This is a genomic window from Paenibacillus sp. MDMC362 (assembly GCF_003269305.1).
Lineage (GTDB): Bacteria > Bacillota > Bacilli > Paenibacillales > Paenibacillaceae > Paenibacillus_AQ.
Genome location: NZ_QLYT01000008.1, coordinates 258,319 through 276,325 on the forward strand (window position 1 = coordinate 258,319; position 18,007 = coordinate 276,325).

Genomic DNA, 18,007 nt, shown 5'->3' on the forward strand with positions numbered 1-18,007 from the left:
CGAGCTTTCCGTTGGAAAGCTTTCGGGGGCACGCTCGATTCTCCAACACAATTCCGCCTTCTCCGTTGAAGCTGATCGTATAAATAAAATCACAGTTTCGTCATCGTTCGAAACGTTACTGCCCCGCAGCATATCAGTCTGCGGGGCAGCTCATGACGATTGCCGTCGATCCCTATTTGACGCTGATATACCGCTGATAGGCCTCCTTGCGGATTTGTACCAGCCGCTCAAGACCCATATCGTTCAGCTTCTTGACGTACGTATCCCATTCCTCATCGATATTGCCTTTGGATATCCACTTCGCGCGGGTCGTGCCGACATAACCATCGATATCCGTTGTCAGCGTAGGCAGCTCCTGGAATTCTTCCGGCGCTGTACATGACGTTCGGGAACGGCGTTGTTACGTAATCGCTGCCCAGCTTGTCGATGACCAGCTTCAAGCCGTCGCCCGTGGTCTCATCCAGAATGATGTTTTTCTCGAAGCTCGGGCTTACGTACTTCGGTCCAAAATCCCTTACGGATTGCTCCCAATACCAGGCATCCGCACTCGTTCCCTCCGGCGGACTCATCAGCGTAAACGTTCCGTCGTCGTTCTTCTGAATGACCGTGCCGATGGCTCCCCAGAAATTTTGGATGCTCGCTTCATTGGTGTAGAATTGGTCCGCCCAACGAGCCGAAATTTCCGGGTACTTGTTCGACGTGGTAATAAGGAATTCGTTTCTGCGGAGGCTCATGCCCTGCGGCTCCCCGCCCTGATACCTTTTTCCGTCAGGTCCGGCGATGGACGGAATCGCAATATATTGATCCTTCCACTTTCCGAACACCGCGTCCGGCACCCACTGGTTGGAGAAACCGATCAGCGCCGCATCCGGGTTCTGATGTTTTGCGGTGGACATGGTGCTGTCCTGCGTGAAGATCTCTTGGTCTATGAGGCCCTCGGCGTACAGCTTATGCGCCCACTTGATCGCTTCCTTATAATTCTCCGTCACCGGATAGAACACGGGCTCGTTATCGATGACCATCATGCTGTTTCCGTTGATGTCCGTAATGCCGAACGGGTTCAGCAGATCGATGCTGATGTTCCCCGATCCGCTGACCGGAATTTCGTCGGCCTTGCCGTTGCCGTTCGGATCCTGTTCTTTAAACGCCTTGAACACCTCGTACAGTTCGTCTGTGTTGTCCGGAATATCAAGGCCGAGTTGATCAAGCCATGTTTTGTTGATAATCGGCTGGATCGATGCTTTCGGCCTTGACGGCAGCCGCGCCGGCAAAGAGTAGATTTTACCATCCGGGAATGTGCTCATCTTCTTCATTTCGGGTGTTTCTTCCAGTGCCGCTTTCAGGTTTGGCATGTATTGATCGATATAGTCGTCGAGCGGGCGGAAATAAGACAGGTTGTTCACGATGTCGGAATCGCTGAATACGATATCGCCGAAAATAATATCCGGCAGCGTACCGCTCGCCAGCATGATCGACTTTTGTTCGCCCCAATCATTCGAGGACATGATTTGCCAATTGATTTTGACATTCGTCTCCTTCTCCAAATCCTTGAGCCACTGGTTCTGAAGGAACGTATCCCCCATATTGCCCCAGCGAACGGTCAGCACGTCCAGCGTTATCGGCTCATTGACAATCGGCAGACCTTCTTTGTTAAACGCCGCTTCGGCATCCGGCTTGGCTTCCTCCTTCTTGCCGCCGCTGCAGCCCGCCAGGCTCAACAGCAGGATTGCGGCCAGCATGATGACGCCAGCCAGTTTGAAGCGATGTCTCCTCTTTACATGGTTTGTTCCCATTCAACCATTCCCCCAATTATTATTTTTAATAGATCCATCCGGCTTTACGACTTCACGGCTCCGATCATCACCCCCTGATTGAAATACTTCTGTACAAACGGGTAGATGCACATGATCGGCACCGTTGCGACGATAATGACCGCATAACGCATAATATTGGCGAGTCGCAGCGCAATGGCCGCGGCTTCTCCGGTACCCATGGCGGACTGCATCTGGTTGGTGACCAGAATATTTCGCAGAATGAGCTGCAGCGGGTACAGGTTCGTATCTTTTAAATAGATCAGGGCATTGAAATAGGAGTTCCAATGACCCACGGCCGTCCACAAGGCGATGACCGAGATGACCGCTTTCGAAAGCGGAATCACGATGGTCGCGAAATATCTCAGATTCCCGCAGCCATCAAGCTGGGCCGCCTCCCATAAATCCTCCGGAATGCTGCTCTGGAAAAAAGTCCGTGCCACAATGATGTTAAAGGCGGCTACCGAAAACGGCAGCACCATGACAAGAAACGTATCGTACAGCTGAAAATCGCGGATCGTCATAAAAGTCGGAATCAAACCGCCATTAAAAAACATCGTAAAAATAAAGAGCAGCGATATATACTTGCGGCCTACGAGGTCTTTTCGCGAGAGCGCGTAAGCTGCAGATATGTTAACCACCAAGCCGATGGCGGTACCTACAATCGTATACATAATCGTATTTCGGTACCCAATCCATATATTAGAGTGCTTCAGCAATTCTTGATAGCCTGCCAGCGTAAAATCCTTGGGCCACAGCCATACCTGTCCATTCGCAACCGCGGCCGGCTCGCTGAACGAAGCAATGATGATGAAGTACAGCGGGTAAATCAACACGATCAGCATCAAGACAGCGAATACATACAGGCCGATCTCCAGCACCCTGTCGGAAGATCGGGTATTCTTCTGCCTTGGCGCTGTCTTCTCTCTTATTTCCACAACGCCCATAGAACCCTTCCTCTCTTGTGTTACCACAAACTGTTTCCGCTGTATTTTTTCGAAATCTGGTTAACCAGAATCAACAGAACAAAATTAATGATTGTATTAAACAGATTAATCGCCGACGAGAAGCTGTATTGGCTGCTCAGCATCCCGATTTTGTACACATAGGTGGAGATGACCTCGCTGGAGGTAATATTGAGACTGTTTTGCATAAGGTAAACCTTCTCGAAGCCGACGCCAAGCAAGCTGCCGATCCGCAATATAAGCAAGGTCACGACCGTAGGCATCAGCATCGGGATATCGATAAACCGGATTTTCTGCCACCGGCTTGCCCCGTCCATCGTAGCCGCTTCGTACAAGCTGGGGCTCACGGCAGATAACGCCGCGATATAAATAATGCTGTCCCAGCCCGTATGCTGCCACACATCCGACCATACGTACACGCTGCTGAACAAGCCGGCCGATCCCATCAGGTTCGGCGCTTCGGCACCAAAGAGCCGGAAGATATTCCCGATCAATCCCGAGCCTGGCGAGAACAGAATCAGCATGAGTCCCACCATCACGACCGTTGATATAAAATGCGGCATATAGGTTACCGTCTGGAAGAAACGCTTGAACCCATTCTGGCGCATTTGATTGACCATCAGTGCAAGCATGATCGGAATCGGGAACGTCGCAACGCTGTATAAGCTGATTACGAGCGTGTTGGTGATCGTTGTCGAGAATTGATAAGAGTTAAAAAATTTCTCGAAATACTTTAGGCCCGCCCATGGACTGTCCATTATCCCAAGGGCTGGACTGTAGTCCTTGAATGCGATGAGGATGCCGTACATCGGTACGTAAGAAAACAACAGAACCAGCACAACCGCAGGCAGCAGCAGCAAATACAGGCCCCAGTTCTTTCTGATCCGCCCGAGGGTTGGGTGCGTGGTTCGATTCAGTTGGCCTGCTTTCAAATCGATTCCCCTTTCTGTTCGCGTTGAATCCGGCATGTCGCGAAAGCAATTTCATTATACTTCCGCCCGGAATCGTTATTTGGACCTCATCATGCGCTATTCGGACCTTCGCCTTATCCCCCTTCAAGGAATCTTCGAGTCCCTATGGGAAGCATGCCATGATCCGGACTTTACGATGTGGTATCCGGACTTTATGATAGATGCCTGCGCGTTCACTCCTGCTTTTTTCGTGATTTCCATTTATAATGTTTTTACCAATATAAAAACGCTTTCATTTGGAAGCGGACTGAAAGGAACCACGGCATTCGTATGGTTAAAGCACTGAATAACAAGCCTTATCCCATCCGTCACTACGTGAAAATCATGCTCTTTATCTCGATCTTTGCCCTTGTAGTGGATCTGGTGATCAGCTTCGCCTCCATCTTCATCGTAAAGCAGCAATCCACCCGATATTTGCAGGATACGGCGAATCTGTACATCCGGCAGATCAATCATGACTTCTCCTACATCAACCACTATATGGGCTGGACGCTCGCGAATGATGAGAGCGTTGAGATGATGGATACCCCCGGCACCGATTACGTGGATTATATTAAATCGAGCGAAAGAGTGCATAAACAGTTTAACGAGCTTCAGAAAAACTACGGCCAGGAATACAACTTCTTCTTCTATTTAAAGGAACAGGACTTCTTCCAGAACTATGGACCTATGTCCCTGTCATATACAGAGTTCCTGGAACTTAAGAAACAGATCGTATCCCTCACGGATTCCAAAAACGTATACGAAACGTTCTACTCCAACTGGAACCCGATCCTTGTTCAGGATACTCATTACATCATCAACATCGTTCCTTACCACAACCGGTATCTGATCTGCCTCATCTCCGCCGACGATCTGATCCGGCCGCTCCAGCAGCTGGATTTGGGCGAGGACGGTTACGTCTCTCTGGTGAATGCTCAGGAGGCAGCCCTTACGAGCCCGGGGACAGGCGTGATGGATGCCAACCGTCTTCAAGGAGCCAACGCATCCCTGCTGAGCCTGTCCCAGCCGCGGACTACGGTTACGGAGGGATTCTCGAACGCTTCCTTTAGCGTGCAGCTGGTGATCCAATTCGGCATATTTGAGACAATCATGATCGCCCAGCTTCTCATTATGCTGCTATTTGTTGTACTGACATGCACGCTCAGCGTGGTTATGCTGTATTTCAAGAAGAAGGTGTTAAAGCCGATTCAGAATTTCTCGGAAAATGTAAGGCGCATCCACGAGGACAGCGAGAATCTGGATTTCATGAGCAGCGAGATCATCGAGCTTGAGCAGGTCAACTCCCAATTCAAACATCTGATCGAACAGATCAAGAAGTTTAAAATCGATATTTACGAGCAGCAGCTGGATAAACAGAGAATCCAGCTGGATTATATGAAGCTGCAAATTAACCCCCATTTTTTTCTGAACTGCTTGACGAACATCTACAGCATGGCGCAAATGCAGATGTTTAAGGAAATCGAATATATGTCGCTGTCCACATCCAAATACTTTCGTTACATCTTTCAAAGCGGGGATAATGTCGTACGGCTGCAAGATGAAATCGAGCATGTCCGCATTTACCTGGAGATTCAGAAGCACCGCTACCGTGATGCCTTTTCATATCGCATTGATGTTGAAGAGGAGCTTTCCGGTCTCACCATTCCGCCCCTCGTGTTACAGACCTTTATCGAAAACGCGGTAAAATACGCCGTCTCCCGAGATCAAGAGCTGCAAATTCGATTGGCCGTAAGCCTGCGGACGGAGGGGAAGAAATCTTATATGGTCATTCGGATATCCGATACCGGACCCGGGTTTCCCGCAGAAGTATTGGAAACATTGGCCGCGGGCAAACCGCTTGATCAAAGCGAAGGAAAACACATCGGGATCATGAACACCCTTCAGCGGCTGGAGCTGCTTTATCATCGCCGGGCGTTTGCGGAATTTTCCAACCCGGAAGAGGGAGGCGCTTGCGTCACACTAACGCTTCCACAACTCGTGCAGGAACGGAAAGGAGACATTCAATGAACATATTGCTAGTGGATGATGATTATTTTGTCGTGGCCGCGCTGGAGAAGAAAATCGATTGGAAGGCGCTTTCGATCGAACAAGTCTATACCGCTTACAGCGTTGCGCAGGCAAGGGATATTTTGCAGCAGCATTCGGTCCAAATCCTCATCTGCGATATCGAAATGCCGCAGGGCAGCGGACTCGAGCTTCTCGCCTGGATTCGCGAGGAACAATACAGCATTCAGACGATATTTCTGACGAATTACGCCGATTTCAACTATGCGCAGAAAGCCATTGAGCTGCAAAGCTTTGACTATTTTCTGAAGCCGATCGAATTCGATAAGCTCAGCCTCATCATTTCCAAAGCCGCCTATAAAGCAAAGGAACAGCAAAGCGATCAGGAAGCGATTCAGGATGGGCAGCTGTGGAAAAAAAATCAAAAAAAGCTCCAGGAGCATTTTTGGAGCAAGCTGATCAAAGAAAGGAAAGCCTCTTCGGACCGGGCCGCCATCGCAGGATATATCGCGGAGCAGAATTTGTCCTATAAGATGTCGGATCTGTTTCTTCCTGTGCTCATCACCATTTTTCCGCATGATCAAAGTTTGGGTAGAGAAGACAAGGATCTGTTTGACTATGCGTTTCTCAACGTGCTATCCGAATTGTTCCAGGACCCGCTGTTCACGGTGGAAGCCGCTATGGAATATAAGGATTACAATTGGATAGTCATGCTGAAATGGAATCATCCTCCTGATTCCCGCGTCATGGAAAACATCTGCGCATCGTTCATTGAAAAGGCCAATCAATTCCTCCGGGGCGATGCTTCATGCAGCGTATCGATTTCGGTGGCCTTGGAGGAAATCAACAAGTCCGTTCGGATCCTGCTGCAAATGAATGAGGATATGATCAAAAAGCGGAATCAGATTATTTTTCTGGAACACCATTCCCTGCAAGAAGTCGCGTACACCCCTCCCCCGCTGCAAGACTGGGAAGCGCTTCTCAGCGGGAACGATCCGGCTGGGTTTCTGGTTGAAACCCGCAAATACTTGCAAAACCTAGCCAGGAATGGCATCTACAACGCCTCGGTGCTGCGTTTATTCCGCTTGGATATCGTGCAGCTGGTCTATTCCTATCTGAAGGGCAAAGAAATCCAGGCACATAAGCTGTATACCGGCAAAACCAATGACCAGTTGTTCCTGCAATCATTGAACTCGATTGAGGATATGGAGAAATATACGGAATATCTCGTCAGCACGGCAGCGGAATATCATGCCTACGCCGACCATTCGCATACCGTGGTGGAGGAGATTAAGCATTATATTCATTGCCATTACGGGGATGAGCTTACGCGAACGAGCCTGGCGGAAATCGTCTACCTCAACCCGGATTATTTGGCCCGCGTGTTCAAGAAGGAAACGGGCGTGTCTTTAGGCACTTACATTATTCAGTCCCGCATCAAGGCAGCCAAGCTTTTGCTGGAGACAACACCATTGTCGGTGTACCAGATTGCGGCTAAGGTGGGATACGCCAACTATTCCCATTTCTCTAAACTGTTCAAGCAGGATACGGGATTGTCCCCCAGCGACTACAGGCGGGTGCTGCAAGCCGGGAGCAGCGGAAAGATCGATCATGCGAAATAACATTACACTCTCGACTTAGGCATCGAGCATGGAGATGTCAACAACCACATCTTGAACATAAAAAGTACCGCAGCCTCAAGCTTCATTTGCTTGGCAGCCGCGGTACTTTTTCTAGAATGAGAATGAGTGCTAATCGATATAGTTTAAGCAGGGTAAATATCGAAATCCTTCAGCGTTTCTCCCGTCCGGGCCGATTCAAACACGGCTTCGATCAGGTTCAGAACGCGCAGCACTTCCTCGTTCTTCACAATCGGCTCAGCCTCGCCTTGGATCACGGCCGCGAAGTTATCGAAGAAGCTGCTGGATTGACGGTATGGCTCAGGCAGAGCTCCCGTAATGGTAGCTTCTTCGGAAGGAGGCGCCATCGTTTTGGTCAAGCCTACCCCGGCTTGAATGGGCTTCGGCTCCACTTTCACGGCATCCTGGTTCCGGGTAACCACTCTTCCGTTTAACGACCAGTCCTCTATAATGCCGGTTCCCTCGGTTCCTTTGACGTACCAGCGAGGCAGCGTTATGAAATTGGTCGTTCCCACTTCAATCAGTACGGATACGCCGTTCTCGAATTCAATGACCGATTCAAAGCCGTCATCCACCTCATCGCCGAGAATAAAGCTTAGGCGGCTGCTCAGGCTCTTAATCCGGCTGTCCACCATGAACAGGACCTGGTCAAGAAGATGCACGCCCCAGTCCAGCAGCATGCCGCCGCCGTGCGCTTCCAGATGACGCCAGTCGCCCGGGATGCCGTTGGCCCCGTGTACCCTGGATTCGATACGGAACAAATCCCCAATCGTCTTTTCATTGTACATTTGCTTAATCGTCAGGAAATCCTCGTCCCAGCGGCGGTTCTGGTGAACCATCAGCACCCGGCCGGCAGCATCGGCCGCAGACACCATCTCTTTGAAGTCACTGACGGACAATGTTACCGGCTTCTCGCAGATGACATGTTTGCCGGCTTTAAACGCCTGCAGCGCCAGTTCCTTGTGCACGTCATTAGGCGTAGCAATAAGCACCACGTCAACCGCGGCATCGTTTAGTACCTGCTCATAACTCTCATAGGCAGGATACCCGTCTTGCCGGGAAACTTCCCGGCGATCTTTTAAAATATCGAAGGTTCCCGTAACCTCGAGATATGCATTGTCCTTAATCAACTTGGCGTGGTAGCTGCCCATTCCGCCATAACCTACGATCACGATCGCCTGTTTTCTTTTCTCCATCGTCATAGTTACATAGCTCCTTTATCACATCTAAGCAGTAAACGCATACACATCCATTATAATATCATATGCGAAATCACTGTCCTCTTTTAACGATATTGTATTCCCGCCGTTATCGCAAGGCTGTGAGTTACTTCGCAGCCCGGATAAATTGATCAAAATATGTCCCGAAAAAAAGCGTTACCCTGCTTCGATCGCAAAAGGTAACGCTTCTTGATCTTGCTAAGATTACTCCTTCACTACCAATTTCAGCGGTGCGGCGATATTCTTCTCCACCTCTTTGCCATGCAGCACGTCTTTCGCTGCACCGACGGCAAGCTGACCGATCAGCTCCGGCTGCTGGGCTACGGTAGCCGTCAAGTTACCGGCTTCGATGGACTTCAGCGCATCGTCGTTACCGTCAAAGCCGATGACCATGATGTCTTTGCCAGAGCTTTGGATCGCTTCGATTGCGCCCAGGGCCATTTCGTCATTGTGGGCAAAAATCGCTTTGGCGTCTGGATTACCTTGCAGTAGATTTTCCGTGACGGTAAGACCCTTCGTCCGGTCAAAATCCGCTGCCTGCTTCGCAACCACGTTCAGCTGCTCATCTGCGATATCATGGAAGCCCTTGCCGCGTTCGCGGGTCGCGGAAGCACCCGGAACGCCTTCGAGCTCGATGACCTTCGTATCTTTGCCCAGCTGATCCACGATGTACTCGGCTGCCATCTGACCGCCTTTGACGTTATCGGAGGCAACCAGCGCAGCAACCTCGCCTTGATCTGCGGAACGGTCGAGTGTAATGACCGGAATACCCAAGCTGTTTGCCGTTTGCACTACGGTTGAAATTGCGGACGAATCCGTCGGGTTAATCAGCAGTGCATTGACACCCTGTTGAATCAGGTCGTCGACGTCGTTGCTCTGCTTGGCCGAATCATTCTGTGCGTCTACAACAACGACCTCCATCCCTTGCTTGGTCGCTTCGGCAACGACGCCATCCTTCAGGGATACGAAGAACGGGTTATTCAAGGTCGAGATGGAAAGACCGATTTTGATGTCTTTGACATCGCCGCTAGCCTTGGGCTTCGCCCATTCCGGCGGCTCCAGAGAACAGCCTGTTATGAAGATCAGCATAAGCGATACGAGCAGCAAAGTTGTTTTTTTCATCGTTTATTCTCCCCCTTAAGCCGATTTTCTACGGTCGAGCAGTACGGCAATCGCAATCACGACGCCTTTGACAACCATCTGATAGAAAGAGTTCACACCGAGCAGGTTGAGCCCGTTGTTCAGTATGCCAATGATCAGCACCCCGATTAACGTTCCGACGATCCGGCCGCGACCGCCGGTCAGGCTCGTACCGCCGAGAACAACGGCTGCGATGGCATCCAATTCATAGGACGTACCCGCTGTCGGCTGTGCCGAATTCAAACGGGAGGTCAGAATCGCGCCTGCCAGAGCGGACAGCATCCCTGCCAGGGAGTAGATCATAATCTTAACGCGCGGTACTTTAATACCGGATACAAGCGATGCTTTTTCGTTACCGCCGATGGCATACGTTTTGCGGCCAAACGACGTTTTGTGCAGGATAACCCACAGCACAGCAAACGTGATGATCATCGTAATGGCCGGCACCGGAATACCAAGCAGGTATCCGCGGCCGAACAATTGGAAGACAAGGCTGTCGCCAAGCCCCGTAATCGGGTTACCGTTCGTATAGACGAGCGTAAGGCCTCGGAATATCGTCATGGTAGCCAAGGTGGCAATAAACGGCGCCATTTTCCCTTTGGTAATCATGAGACCATTGATCATCCCCATGACACCGCCAAGCGCAACGCCGATGATAATCGATAGGATCGGGTCAAACCCTGCCACCATCATATTGGCGACAAATGCGCTGGAGAGCGCGAGAATCGAACCGACGGACAGGTCAATGCCGCCTGTCAGGATAACAAACGTCATACCGAATGCAATCAATGCATTAATCGATACCTGACGCAGCAGGTTCAGAATGTTAAGCGGTTCCAAGAAGCTTGGATTCAGAACGGATACGATAACGATAAGAATGATCAGTCCGAGCAGCGGACCGAGCTTTTGCGTCAAACCTGAGACCTTAAACCCTTTTTCCGCCTTGGCATCGTTAATAGTTGTCATATTACTGACCTCCTGTAGCTAGAGTCATGATGTGTTCCTGCGTGGCTTGTTCGCGATCCAGTTCACCGGAAATTCTGCCTTCGTGAACAACGAGAATCCGGTCGCTCATTCCGAGCACCTCCGGCAGCTCGGACGACACCATCAGAATCGCCACGCCGCGTTCGGTCAGTTCATTCATCAACTGATAAATTTCCCGCTTGGCACCAACGTCCACGCCGCGTGTCGGCTCATCCAGGATGAGCACGCTCGGCCCAATGCCGATCCACTTGGCAATAACGACCTTCTGTTGGTTACCACCAGACAAATTTCTTGCCAGCGTCTCGGATGTATGCGTCTTGATCTGCAGCCGCTTCGTCAACGTATCCACGAAATCCTGTTCCTTCTTACCGGAGATGAACCCTCTGGAAGAAAAGCTGAACAGATTGGGCAGCGCCATATTTTCACGGACCGAGAAATCAAGGACCAGCCCTTCATCCTTGCGGTCCTCTGTAATGAAACCGATGCCGTGTTTCACGGCATCATCCGGCTTCTTAATCGATACCTTCTTACCGCGTACCCAAATTTCGCCGCTATCCAGCGGGTCCAATCCGAAGATCGCTCTCATCATCTCGGTGCGCCCGGCCCCCATCAGGCCGGATACGCCAACGATCTCGCCGGCACGAACCGAGAAGCTCACATTCTCGAACCGGCCTTTGCTGCTAATATTCTTCACTTCCAGCACAGGCTCGCCCGGAGAGGGATGGCGTGCCGGATATCGCTCGGTCAGCTCCCGGCCGACCATCTTTTTGACGACTTCATCAAAGTCCGTGTCTGGAATGGCTTTAGTATCAACGGATTTACCATCCCGCATGACCGTAATCCGGTCGCAGATCGTAAAGATCTCCTCCATCCGGTGGGAGATGTAGACGATGGATACGCCTTGTTTTTTCAATGAACGGATGACGTCAAACAGCTTCTGGATTTCCCTTTCGGTCAGCGCCGCCGTCGGCTCGTCCATAATGATGACTTTAGCTTGGGTCATGAGCGCCTTGGCGATCTCAATCATCTGCTGCTGGCCGACGGAGCATTCCCCCGCCTCCTGCGTAAGCGGTATCGTCACCGCCAGTTTGCCGAACTGTTCCTTCGCAAGCGCCTTCATTTGCTTCATGTTGAGGAAACCCAGGCCGGACGTCATCTCCTTGCCGATAAACAAGTTATCCAGAACCGTCATCTCCGGCCAGATATTAAGCTCTTGATGGATGAAGGCAACGCCTCTCTCTTCCGCTTCCTTCGGATTAGCAAAATAAGTTTCCTTGCCGTCGATGACAATCTTGCCTTCATCCAGGCTGTGAAGACCGGTTAATATATTCATCAGCGTCGATTTGCCCGCGCCGTTCTCTCCCATCAGGGCGTGAACCTCCCCTTCCCGGAGATCAAAGTCTACGCCTGCCAGCACCCGGTTCGTGCCAAAGGATTTATGGATATTCGTCATCTCAATGTTCATGGTGCTTCCTCCTTTTTAACCGAAATGAACACCAGCCTGTAAAATGCAGTTCGCGTAGGGCTTGGCTTCTCCCGTACGGATAACTGCCTTGGCGTTTTGCGTCCGTGCTTTGAACAACTCGTGCGAGCAAGCCTCGATCTCGCAATCCTGAAAGTTCTCCTGTATATAGTGCAGTGTTTCCTTATTATCAAGCTTCATTTCTTCAGCAATCACGATTTTTTCAATCACCATATCGTCGGCGATCGCCTCCACCACCTCGGCAAAGCTTGGCGTCCCCAGCGTGAGGGCCAGGTCGATCTTCGGAACGCCTGGGGGAATCGGAAGGCCAACGTCTCCAACTACGATGGTATCGGTGTGCCCCAGATCTGCCAGCACTTTCGCAATGTGACTGTTCAGCATGCCGTTCTTCTTCATGATCAAAGACTCCCTTCCACTTCAAGGCGCGATGGCATTCCGCCCTGCGCTCCGAACTTCGTGACCGACAAGGAAGCTGCGCGGTTCGCAAATCTCAGGCTGTCGGCTATGCTCATGCCTTCGGACAGAGCCACGGCGAAAGCGCCGTTGAATGTATCGCCGGCTCCCGTCGTATCCACGGCTTCCACCTTGTAGCCGGGAACGACAACCTCTTGCAGGCCGTCGAAATAACGAACTCCCCTCTTGCCTTCCGTCACGATCAATTTGTTCGGATAACGGCGCAGCACGTCGCCTAATGGCTCATCCCCGAACAAGATAGCCGCTTCATGTTCGTTCGGCGTAATATAAGCCGCTCTTTCAATAACGCTGCTTGGCACCTGGCGGGCAGGAGCCGGGTTCAGCATCAACGGCACCTGATATTTTGCGCATAATTCACTGACATGGATCACCGTTTCCTCCGGAATCTCCTGCTGTATCAACACGATATCCGCAGCCTGGATAACCTCCACTGCCTGATCAACATATTCCGGAGTGATCCGGTCGTTGGCAGCCTTCACCACCACGATGCTGTTGTCTCCCTCTGCCAAGATGATGTGCGCGGTTCCGCTTTCCATACCTGTAACCGGTTCCACATAGTCTGTCATAACGCCATTTGACTTCAGATTGCTCAAAATCATTTCGCCGAAGGAATCTTCACCGACACAGCCAATCATATTCACTTCTGCACCCAGACGCGCAGCCGCGACGGCCTGATTGGCTCCCTTCCCTCCGGGTACCGTCTTAAAGCTGTCGCCAAGCACCGTCTCTCCCGCGCCGGGGCGCTTGATGGAGGTGACCACCAAGTCCATCGACGCGCTTCCGATTACCACGATTTTCGCCATTATGATTCCACCTTTCTCGTTGTCTGCCGCTCTATAAATTCTACCGAGAATTCGATGCTGCTTCTCTCTATGTGCTGCCCTTCAATAAGTCCGATAAGCAATCTGGCCGCTTCCCGGCCCATCTCATATGCCGGCTGATGAATCGTAGACAGGGGCGGTGCCAGCAGCCGGCTGAGCAGAATATCGTCAAACCCAATAATCTGTACGTCTTCCGGCACCCTTTTCCCCAGCCGAAACGCTTCCTTGACTACGGCGGATGCCATAATATCGTTACTGGCGATTACGCCGTCCGTGTCGGGAAACTCGATGAACACTTGCTGGGCGAATTCTTCCGCTTCGATTAAAGAAAACGATGTCGTCTTCAGCACTTGATACGCTGCCGCCTGTCCTTCCAGAACCTCGACGGCTCCTTCAAAACGCTCCTGAGCAGGACGGACATCCGCCGGGCCTTGAATCACGGTTATAGCTTTACTGCCTCGCCTAATGATCTCCTGCGCCGCAATTCTTCCGCCCTGCCGGCCATCCGCATAGACGGAAGGACGATCCGATGAGGTGCGATCCAGAAATACTACCGGAATCTTGAGCCCTGTATACATGTCGGCATCCGGATCATTGGTCGATGATATGACACCCACCACGTTATTTTGGACAAAGGTTTGAATATATTCCATTTCCTTCTTCTTGCTCTCGTCGCTGTTCCCGAATATCAGCCGATAATCATTCTCCTGCATCTCATCCTCAACTCCGCGGGCTAGCTGCGGGAAATAAGGGTTCATAATATCCGGAAGCAAAAGTCCAATTAATTTCGATTTCTTTTTATATAAAGAACGCGCTACTTCATTCGGCGTATAATTCAGCTCGCGAATGCTTTGCTCTACCTTGGACCTGGTGTCCTCATGCACGTAACCGTTTCCATTTAAAACCCGTGAAACCGTGGCCACGGACACGCCGGCCCGATTTGCCACATCCTTGATCGTCGCCATTACCGTCATCACCTCATTCATGTGTAACCGGTTACAGCTATAACATATCACATCTTATTTTAACCTGCAAGCTTTTGAGGATTGGAATATTTATGTACCGCCGCTGGCGGGCGCACCTTCAGCATCTAACATATCCTGCAATAAATTACGGAATTCTTACAAAACCCATTACTGGATTTTACATCCGGCTCCTATACTCAATACCTGTAAGGCCAAGCAGGAAAGTGAGGTAAACATGATGATGGAAAAAGAATTTACGTTTCCTTCTCCGGGTCACTCTCTGACGCCGCCGGTCAGCGAAGCTGAACCTTCAACAGCGGCGAAAACGATCTCCATCAAGAAATCAAAACGCAGGGAAGTCATGCTCGCCTATGCATGTCTGGCACCTTCGCTGCTCATTTTCGGTCTGTTTCTGTTCTACCCGCTGCTCAAATCGGTTTATCTGAGCTTGTTCCTAACCGATCCCCAAGGCCGGGTAGCCGAATTCGTGGGATTCGATAACTTTAGTGAAATACTGACCTCCGAGATGTTTTATACCAGCTTCGGCAACACGCTGCTGTTTATCGGGCTGACGGTCCCGACCGGGATGGCGGCCGCGATCCTGCTCGCAGCCCTGACGCACAATAAGCTGAAAGGCATGAAAATATTCCGCTTCCTATTCTCACTGCCGATGGCCGTGTCCGTCGGCACCGGCTCGATGATCTGGATGATTCTGTACCATCCGACATTGGGCGTATTGAATTACTTTCTGTCGCAACTCGGCATTCAGCCCATTCAATGGCTGACCGATCCCAAATGGGCCATGGTCTCCGTCGCAATCATGACCGTCTGGATGAATCTTGGATTCAATTACATCCTCATGCTGAGCGGCATGCAGGGCGTATCCGAGGATATCTACGACAGCACCAAGATCGACGGCTCCGGTCCGCTGAGAACCTTCTTCCGGATTACGATGCCGCTGATCTCCCCTACGTTATTCTTCACATCCGTCGTGTCGGTCATCGGCGCCTTCCAAGCGTTCGGACAGATCAACATCCTGACCAAGGGAGGTCCGATGAACAGCACCAACGTCATCGTGTTCAACATTTATCAGGATGCCTTCGTCAATTTCCGCTTCGGCATCGGCAGCGCGCAAGCACTCATCCTGTTTGCGATCATTCTGCTGCTGACCATCTTTCAATTTAAATTCGTGGAGAAGAAGGTGCATTACCAATGAACATGCGTCTCATGCCCAAAAGCTTCCTCTACATCGCGCTGCTTCTCTGTTCGCTGGTCATTGCCTTTCCGCTCCTGTACACCTTGTCGACATCGCTGATGAGCGAGGCTGAATCGGCTGTTTATCCGCCGCCTCTTCTTCCGGAAGCCATCAATCTGTCCAATTTCGCCAAGGTGGTCGATACGATTCCTGTCCTTACCTTTATCGGGAACAGCCTTGTCGTCTCCATTGCCATCATGGCAGGTCAGATCGTGACCGCAAGTCTGGCGGCATACGCCTTCGCCTTTCTGCGGTTCCCGGGAAAAACGCTGCTGTTCAGTCTCTTTCTCGCCACGATGATGATTCCGTGGGAAGTGATCATGATTCCGAACTATTTGACGGTCAAAAGCCTGAACTGGCTGGATACCTACCAAGGGCTTATCATTCCATTCCTGGCAACGGCCTTCGGAACCTTCCTGCTCAGACAAGCCTTCCTGCAGCTGCCAAAGGAACTGTTTGAAGCGGCCCGCGTGGACGGCTGCGGACATGTCCGCATTTTCCTGAGCATGGTCCTGCCGTTATCCATCCCCGGAATCGCTACGCTGGGCGTGTACTCGTTCCTGAACCACTGGAACATGTACCTGTGGCCGCTCCTGACAACGAACCGCGTCGAGATGCGAACCGTCCAGATCGGGATCGGGATGCTGCAGTTCGAAGAGATGAACTCATGGAATCTGATACTGTCCGGCGTGCTCCTCTTGCTGCTGCCTTCCCTGCTGCTGCTTGCACTCGGTTTGAAGCCGCTAGTCCGCGGCATCACGGCAGGTGCGTTGAAGGGCTAACTGACCCAAATGCCAGGGCTTTAATGGATCAGCCTTGCGTGCCGGTTATCTGTAAGAAACGGGCCGCGCAATTTCTGATAGATCAAAACCATACTATATGTTCAAAAGGGAGAGATTAACCGATCATGAAACGTTTTGGTAAAAGGTCCTTCGCGCTGCTCCTGCTTTCCTGCTTCATGCTGCTCAGCGCCGCTTGCAGCAATACGCCAGCCGCTGGAGAAACGACCGTTGCCGCCGGCAGCGAGCCAGCCAAAGAGCCCGTTAAGGTCGTATGGTGGCATTCCATGAGCGGTGAGCTCGGGACCGTCGCGGACAAGCTGATCTCCGATTTTAATGCCGCCCACAAGGATGTTCAGGTTGAGGGCGTGTTTCAAGGAACGTACGATGAAAGCTTGAACAAGCTGAAAGCCTCCTTGGGATCGAACAGCGGCCCGACCATGATTCAGGTGTACGAGATCGGCAGTCGTTTCATGATGGATACCAAGGCGATCCGCCCGGTTCAGGACTTCATGGATGCTGAAGCTTACGACATTTCCTCCTTGGAACCGAACATTAAAAATTATTATACATTCGACAACAAATTGTACTCGATGCCATTTAACTCCTCCAACCCGATCCTTTACTACAACAAAGATGCCTTTAAAGCGGCGGGACTGGATCCGGAAAATCCTCCAAAAACCTACGAAGAGGTAGCGGAAGCGGCCAAGACGCTAACGAAAGACGGCCAAACCGGCGCATCCTTTGCGATCTACGGCTGGTTCATGGAGCAATTCCTCGCGAACCAAGGTGTTGAACTGCTGAACAACGGCAACGGACGCACGTCCCCGGCAACCGCTTCGCAAGTCAATAACGCCGCCGCCGTGAAGACGCTGGAATGGTGGAAGCAAATGCTGGACGATAAGGTCCTGCTGAATCTGGGACGTAAAACGGACGATACCAAAAAAGCATTCGCAGCGGGTCAGATCGCCATGACGCTGGACTCGACGGCTTCCCTCCGCGGGATCGTCAGCGCAGCGGAAGGCAAATTCGAAGTCGGTACGGCGTTCCTCCCTAAACCGGCTGACGGCGGCGAAGGCGGCGTGATCATCGGAGGTGCAAGCCTGTGGCTGATGAACAACAAATCGGAAGAAGAGCAGCAGGCTGCCTGGGAATTCATGAAATACTTGGCCGAGCCGCAAACGCAAGCTTACTGGCATGTCAACACCGGTTACTTCCCGGTAACGACCAAAGCTTATGATGAGACCCTCGTTAAAGAAAACCTGGAGAAATATCCGCAATTCCAGACGGCCGTTGATCAATTGCATCAAACGACGGCCAATCTGGCAACGCAGGGGGCGGTCATGGGCGTATTCCCTGAAGCCCGCCAGCTGACGGAAACGGCCATCGAGGAAGTGCTGAATGGTCAAAACACGGCGCAGGAAGCACTGGACAAAGCCGCTCAGGAAATTAGCTCCAAGATCGAGACTTATAATAAGACGGTAAAATAAAC

14 protein-coding genes and 1 pseudogene are annotated in these 18,007 nt (G+C 51.4%); 5 read left to right on the forward strand and 10 right to left on the reverse strand.

Translation table 11 applies throughout. The features are described from left to right. Window positions 1–172 precede the first annotated feature (172 nt). The 3 genes and pseudogenes from DP091_RS03485 to DP091_RS03495 all read right to left on the reverse strand — a co-directional run bounded on the left by DP091_RS03485 (window position 173) and on the right by DP091_RS03495 (window position 3,708). Window positions 173–1,793: pseudogene (locus DP091_RS03485) on the reverse strand (extracellular solute-binding protein). A 44-nt stretch (window positions 1,794–1,837) separates the two neighbouring features. Further along, window positions 1,838–2,758 carry a carbohydrate ABC transporter permease gene (locus tag DP091_RS03490; protein WP_113057075.1) on the reverse strand — a complete coding sequence of 307 codons (921 nt, stop codon included), beginning with the start codon at window positions 2,756–2,758 and terminating at the stop codon, window positions 1,838–1,840. Between the two features lie 20 nt (window positions 2,759–2,778). After that, a complete protein-coding gene (locus DP091_RS03495; RefSeq protein ID WP_113057076.1) occupies window positions 2,779–3,708 on the reverse strand; it encodes an ABC transporter permease in 930 nt (309 codons plus the stop codon). 309 nt (window positions 3,709–4,017) lie between these two features. Here DP091_RS03495 and DP091_RS03505 point away from each other — a divergent pair, with 309 nt between their 5' ends. Together DP091_RS03505 and DP091_RS03510 are read left to right on the forward strand one after the other, a co-directional pair. After that, entirely contained in the window at window positions 4,018–5,757 is a 1,740-nt protein-coding gene (locus DP091_RS03505; RefSeq protein WP_113057078.1) for a sensor histidine kinase, read from the forward strand. Further along, on the forward strand, window positions 5,754–7,376 hold the full coding sequence (locus DP091_RS03510) for a response regulator (RefSeq protein WP_113057079.1): 1,623 nt from the start codon (window positions 5,754–5,756) through the stop codon (window positions 7,374–7,376). The genes DP091_RS03505 and DP091_RS03510 overlap by 4 nt, the downstream gene beginning before the upstream one ends. 143 nt (window positions 7,377–7,519) lie before the next feature. Here the strand turns inward: DP091_RS03510 and DP091_RS03515 are convergent, their stop codons facing one another. The 7 genes from DP091_RS03515 to DP091_RS03545 all read right to left on the reverse strand — a co-directional run bounded on the left by DP091_RS03515 (window position 7,520) and on the right by DP091_RS03545 (window position 14,481). Then, window positions 7,520–8,596 carry a Gfo/Idh/MocA family protein gene (locus DP091_RS03515; protein WP_113057080.1) on the reverse strand — a complete coding sequence of 359 codons (1,077 nt, stop codon included), beginning with the start codon at window positions 8,594–8,596 and terminating at the stop codon, window positions 7,520–7,522. Window positions 8,597–8,818: 222 nt separating this feature from the next. After that, window positions 8,819–9,736, reverse strand: a complete 918-nt coding sequence (gene rbsB / locus DP091_RS03520; protein ID WP_113057081.1) for a ribose ABC transporter substrate-binding protein RbsB — start codon at window positions 9,734–9,736, stop codon at window positions 8,819–8,821. 15 nt (window positions 9,737–9,751) lie between these two features. Continuing rightward, window positions 9,752–10,720 carry a ribose ABC transporter permease RbsC gene (gene rbsC, locus DP091_RS03525; RefSeq protein ID WP_009592570.1) on the reverse strand — a complete coding sequence of 323 codons (969 nt, stop codon included), beginning with the start codon at window positions 10,718–10,720 and terminating at the stop codon, window positions 9,752–9,754. 1 nt (window position 10,721) lies between these two features. Continuing rightward, complete coding sequence (locus DP091_RS03530; protein WP_113057082.1) at window positions 10,722–12,203, reverse strand: sugar ABC transporter ATP-binding protein; 1,482 nt, start codon at window positions 12,201–12,203, stop codon at window positions 10,722–10,724. Window positions 12,204–12,218: 15 nt separating this feature from the next. Continuing rightward, window positions 12,219–12,617 (reverse strand): D-ribose pyranase, encoded by a 399-nt coding sequence (rbsD, locus tag DP091_RS03535; protein ID WP_113057083.1) that lies wholly within the window; start codon window positions 12,615–12,617, stop codon window positions 12,219–12,221. A 2-nt stretch (window positions 12,618–12,619) separates the two neighbouring features. Beyond that, complete coding sequence (gene rbsK / locus DP091_RS03540; protein WP_113057084.1) at window positions 12,620–13,498, reverse strand: ribokinase; 879 nt, start codon at window positions 13,496–13,498, stop codon at window positions 12,620–12,622. Beyond that, complete coding sequence (locus tag DP091_RS03545) at window positions 13,498–14,481, reverse strand: LacI family DNA-binding transcriptional regulator (protein ID WP_113057085.1); 984 nt, start codon at window positions 14,479–14,481, stop codon at window positions 13,498–13,500. Before DP091_RS03545 ends, rbsK begins: the two co-directional genes overlap by 1 nt. 235 nt (window positions 14,482–14,716) lie before the next feature. Between DP091_RS03545 and DP091_RS03550 the strand changes: the two genes are divergently transcribed. The 3 genes from DP091_RS03550 to DP091_RS03560 all read left to right on the forward strand — a co-directional run bounded on the left by DP091_RS03550 (window position 14,717) and on the right by DP091_RS03560 (window position 18,005). Further along, window positions 14,717–15,697 carry a carbohydrate ABC transporter permease gene (locus DP091_RS03550; RefSeq protein ID WP_113057086.1) on the forward strand — a complete coding sequence of 327 codons (981 nt, stop codon included), beginning with the start codon at window positions 14,717–14,719 and terminating at the stop codon, window positions 15,695–15,697. Then, window positions 15,694–16,518 carry a carbohydrate ABC transporter permease gene (locus DP091_RS03555; protein WP_113057087.1) on the forward strand — a complete coding sequence of 275 codons (825 nt, stop codon included), beginning with the start codon at window positions 15,694–15,696 and terminating at the stop codon, window positions 16,516–16,518. Before DP091_RS03550 ends, DP091_RS03555 begins: the two co-directional genes overlap by 4 nt. Before the next feature lie 125 nt (window positions 16,519–16,643). Further along, window positions 16,644–18,005 carry an ABC transporter substrate-binding protein gene (locus tag DP091_RS03560; RefSeq protein ID WP_113057088.1) on the forward strand — a complete coding sequence of 454 codons (1,362 nt, stop codon included), beginning with the start codon at window positions 16,644–16,646 and terminating at the stop codon, window positions 18,003–18,005. The last annotated feature ends 2 nt before the right edge of the window (window positions 18,006–18,007 follow it).

Bases quoted from the DNA above. Each gene is read 5' to 3' on its own strand.
- DP091_RS03545 (WP_113057085.1), bottom strand. From the start codon at position 14,481: ATGGCGACGATCAAGGATGTGGCAAATCGGGCCGGCGTGTCCGTGGCC.
- DP091_RS03490 (WP_113057075.1), bottom strand. From the start codon at position 2,758: ATGGGCGTTGTGGAAATAAGAGAGAAGACAGCGCCAAGGCAGAAGAAT.
- rbsB (WP_113057081.1), bottom strand. From the start codon at position 9,736: ATGAAAAAAACAACTTTGCTGCTCGTATCGCTTATGCTGATCTTCATA.
- DP091_RS03510 (WP_113057079.1), top strand. From the start codon at position 5,754: ATGAACATATTGCTAGTGGATGATGATTATTTTGTCGTGGCCGCGCTG.
- DP091_RS03515 (WP_113057080.1), bottom strand. From the start codon at position 8,596: ATGACGATGGAGAAAAGAAAACAGGCGATCGTGATCGTAGGTTATGGC.
- rbsD (WP_113057083.1), bottom strand. From the start codon at position 12,617: ATGAAGAAGAACGGCATGCTGAACAGTCACATTGCGAAAGTGCTGGCA.
- DP091_RS03530 (WP_113057082.1), bottom strand. From the start codon at position 12,203: ATGAACATTGAGATGACGAATATCCATAAATCCTTTGGCACGAACCGG.
- DP091_RS03550 (WP_113057086.1), top strand. From the start codon at position 14,717: ATGATGATGGAAAAAGAATTTACGTTTCCTTCTCCGGGTCACTCTCTG.
- DP091_RS03560 (WP_113057088.1), top strand. From the start codon at position 16,644: ATGAAACGTTTTGGTAAAAGGTCCTTCGCGCTGCTCCTGCTTTCCTGC.
- rbsC (WP_009592570.1), bottom strand. From the start codon at position 10,720: ATGACAACTATTAACGATGCCAAGGCGGAAAAAGGGTTTAAGGTCTCA.
- DP091_RS03505 (WP_113057078.1), top strand. From the start codon at position 4,018: ATGGTTAAAGCACTGAATAACAAGCCTTATCCCATCCGTCACTACGTG.
- rbsK (WP_113057084.1), bottom strand. From the start codon at position 13,498: ATGGCGAAAATCGTGGTAATCGGAAGCGCGTCGATGGACTTGGTGGTC.
- DP091_RS03555 (WP_113057087.1), top strand. From the start codon at position 15,694: ATGAACATGCGTCTCATGCCCAAAAGCTTCCTCTACATCGCGCTGCTT.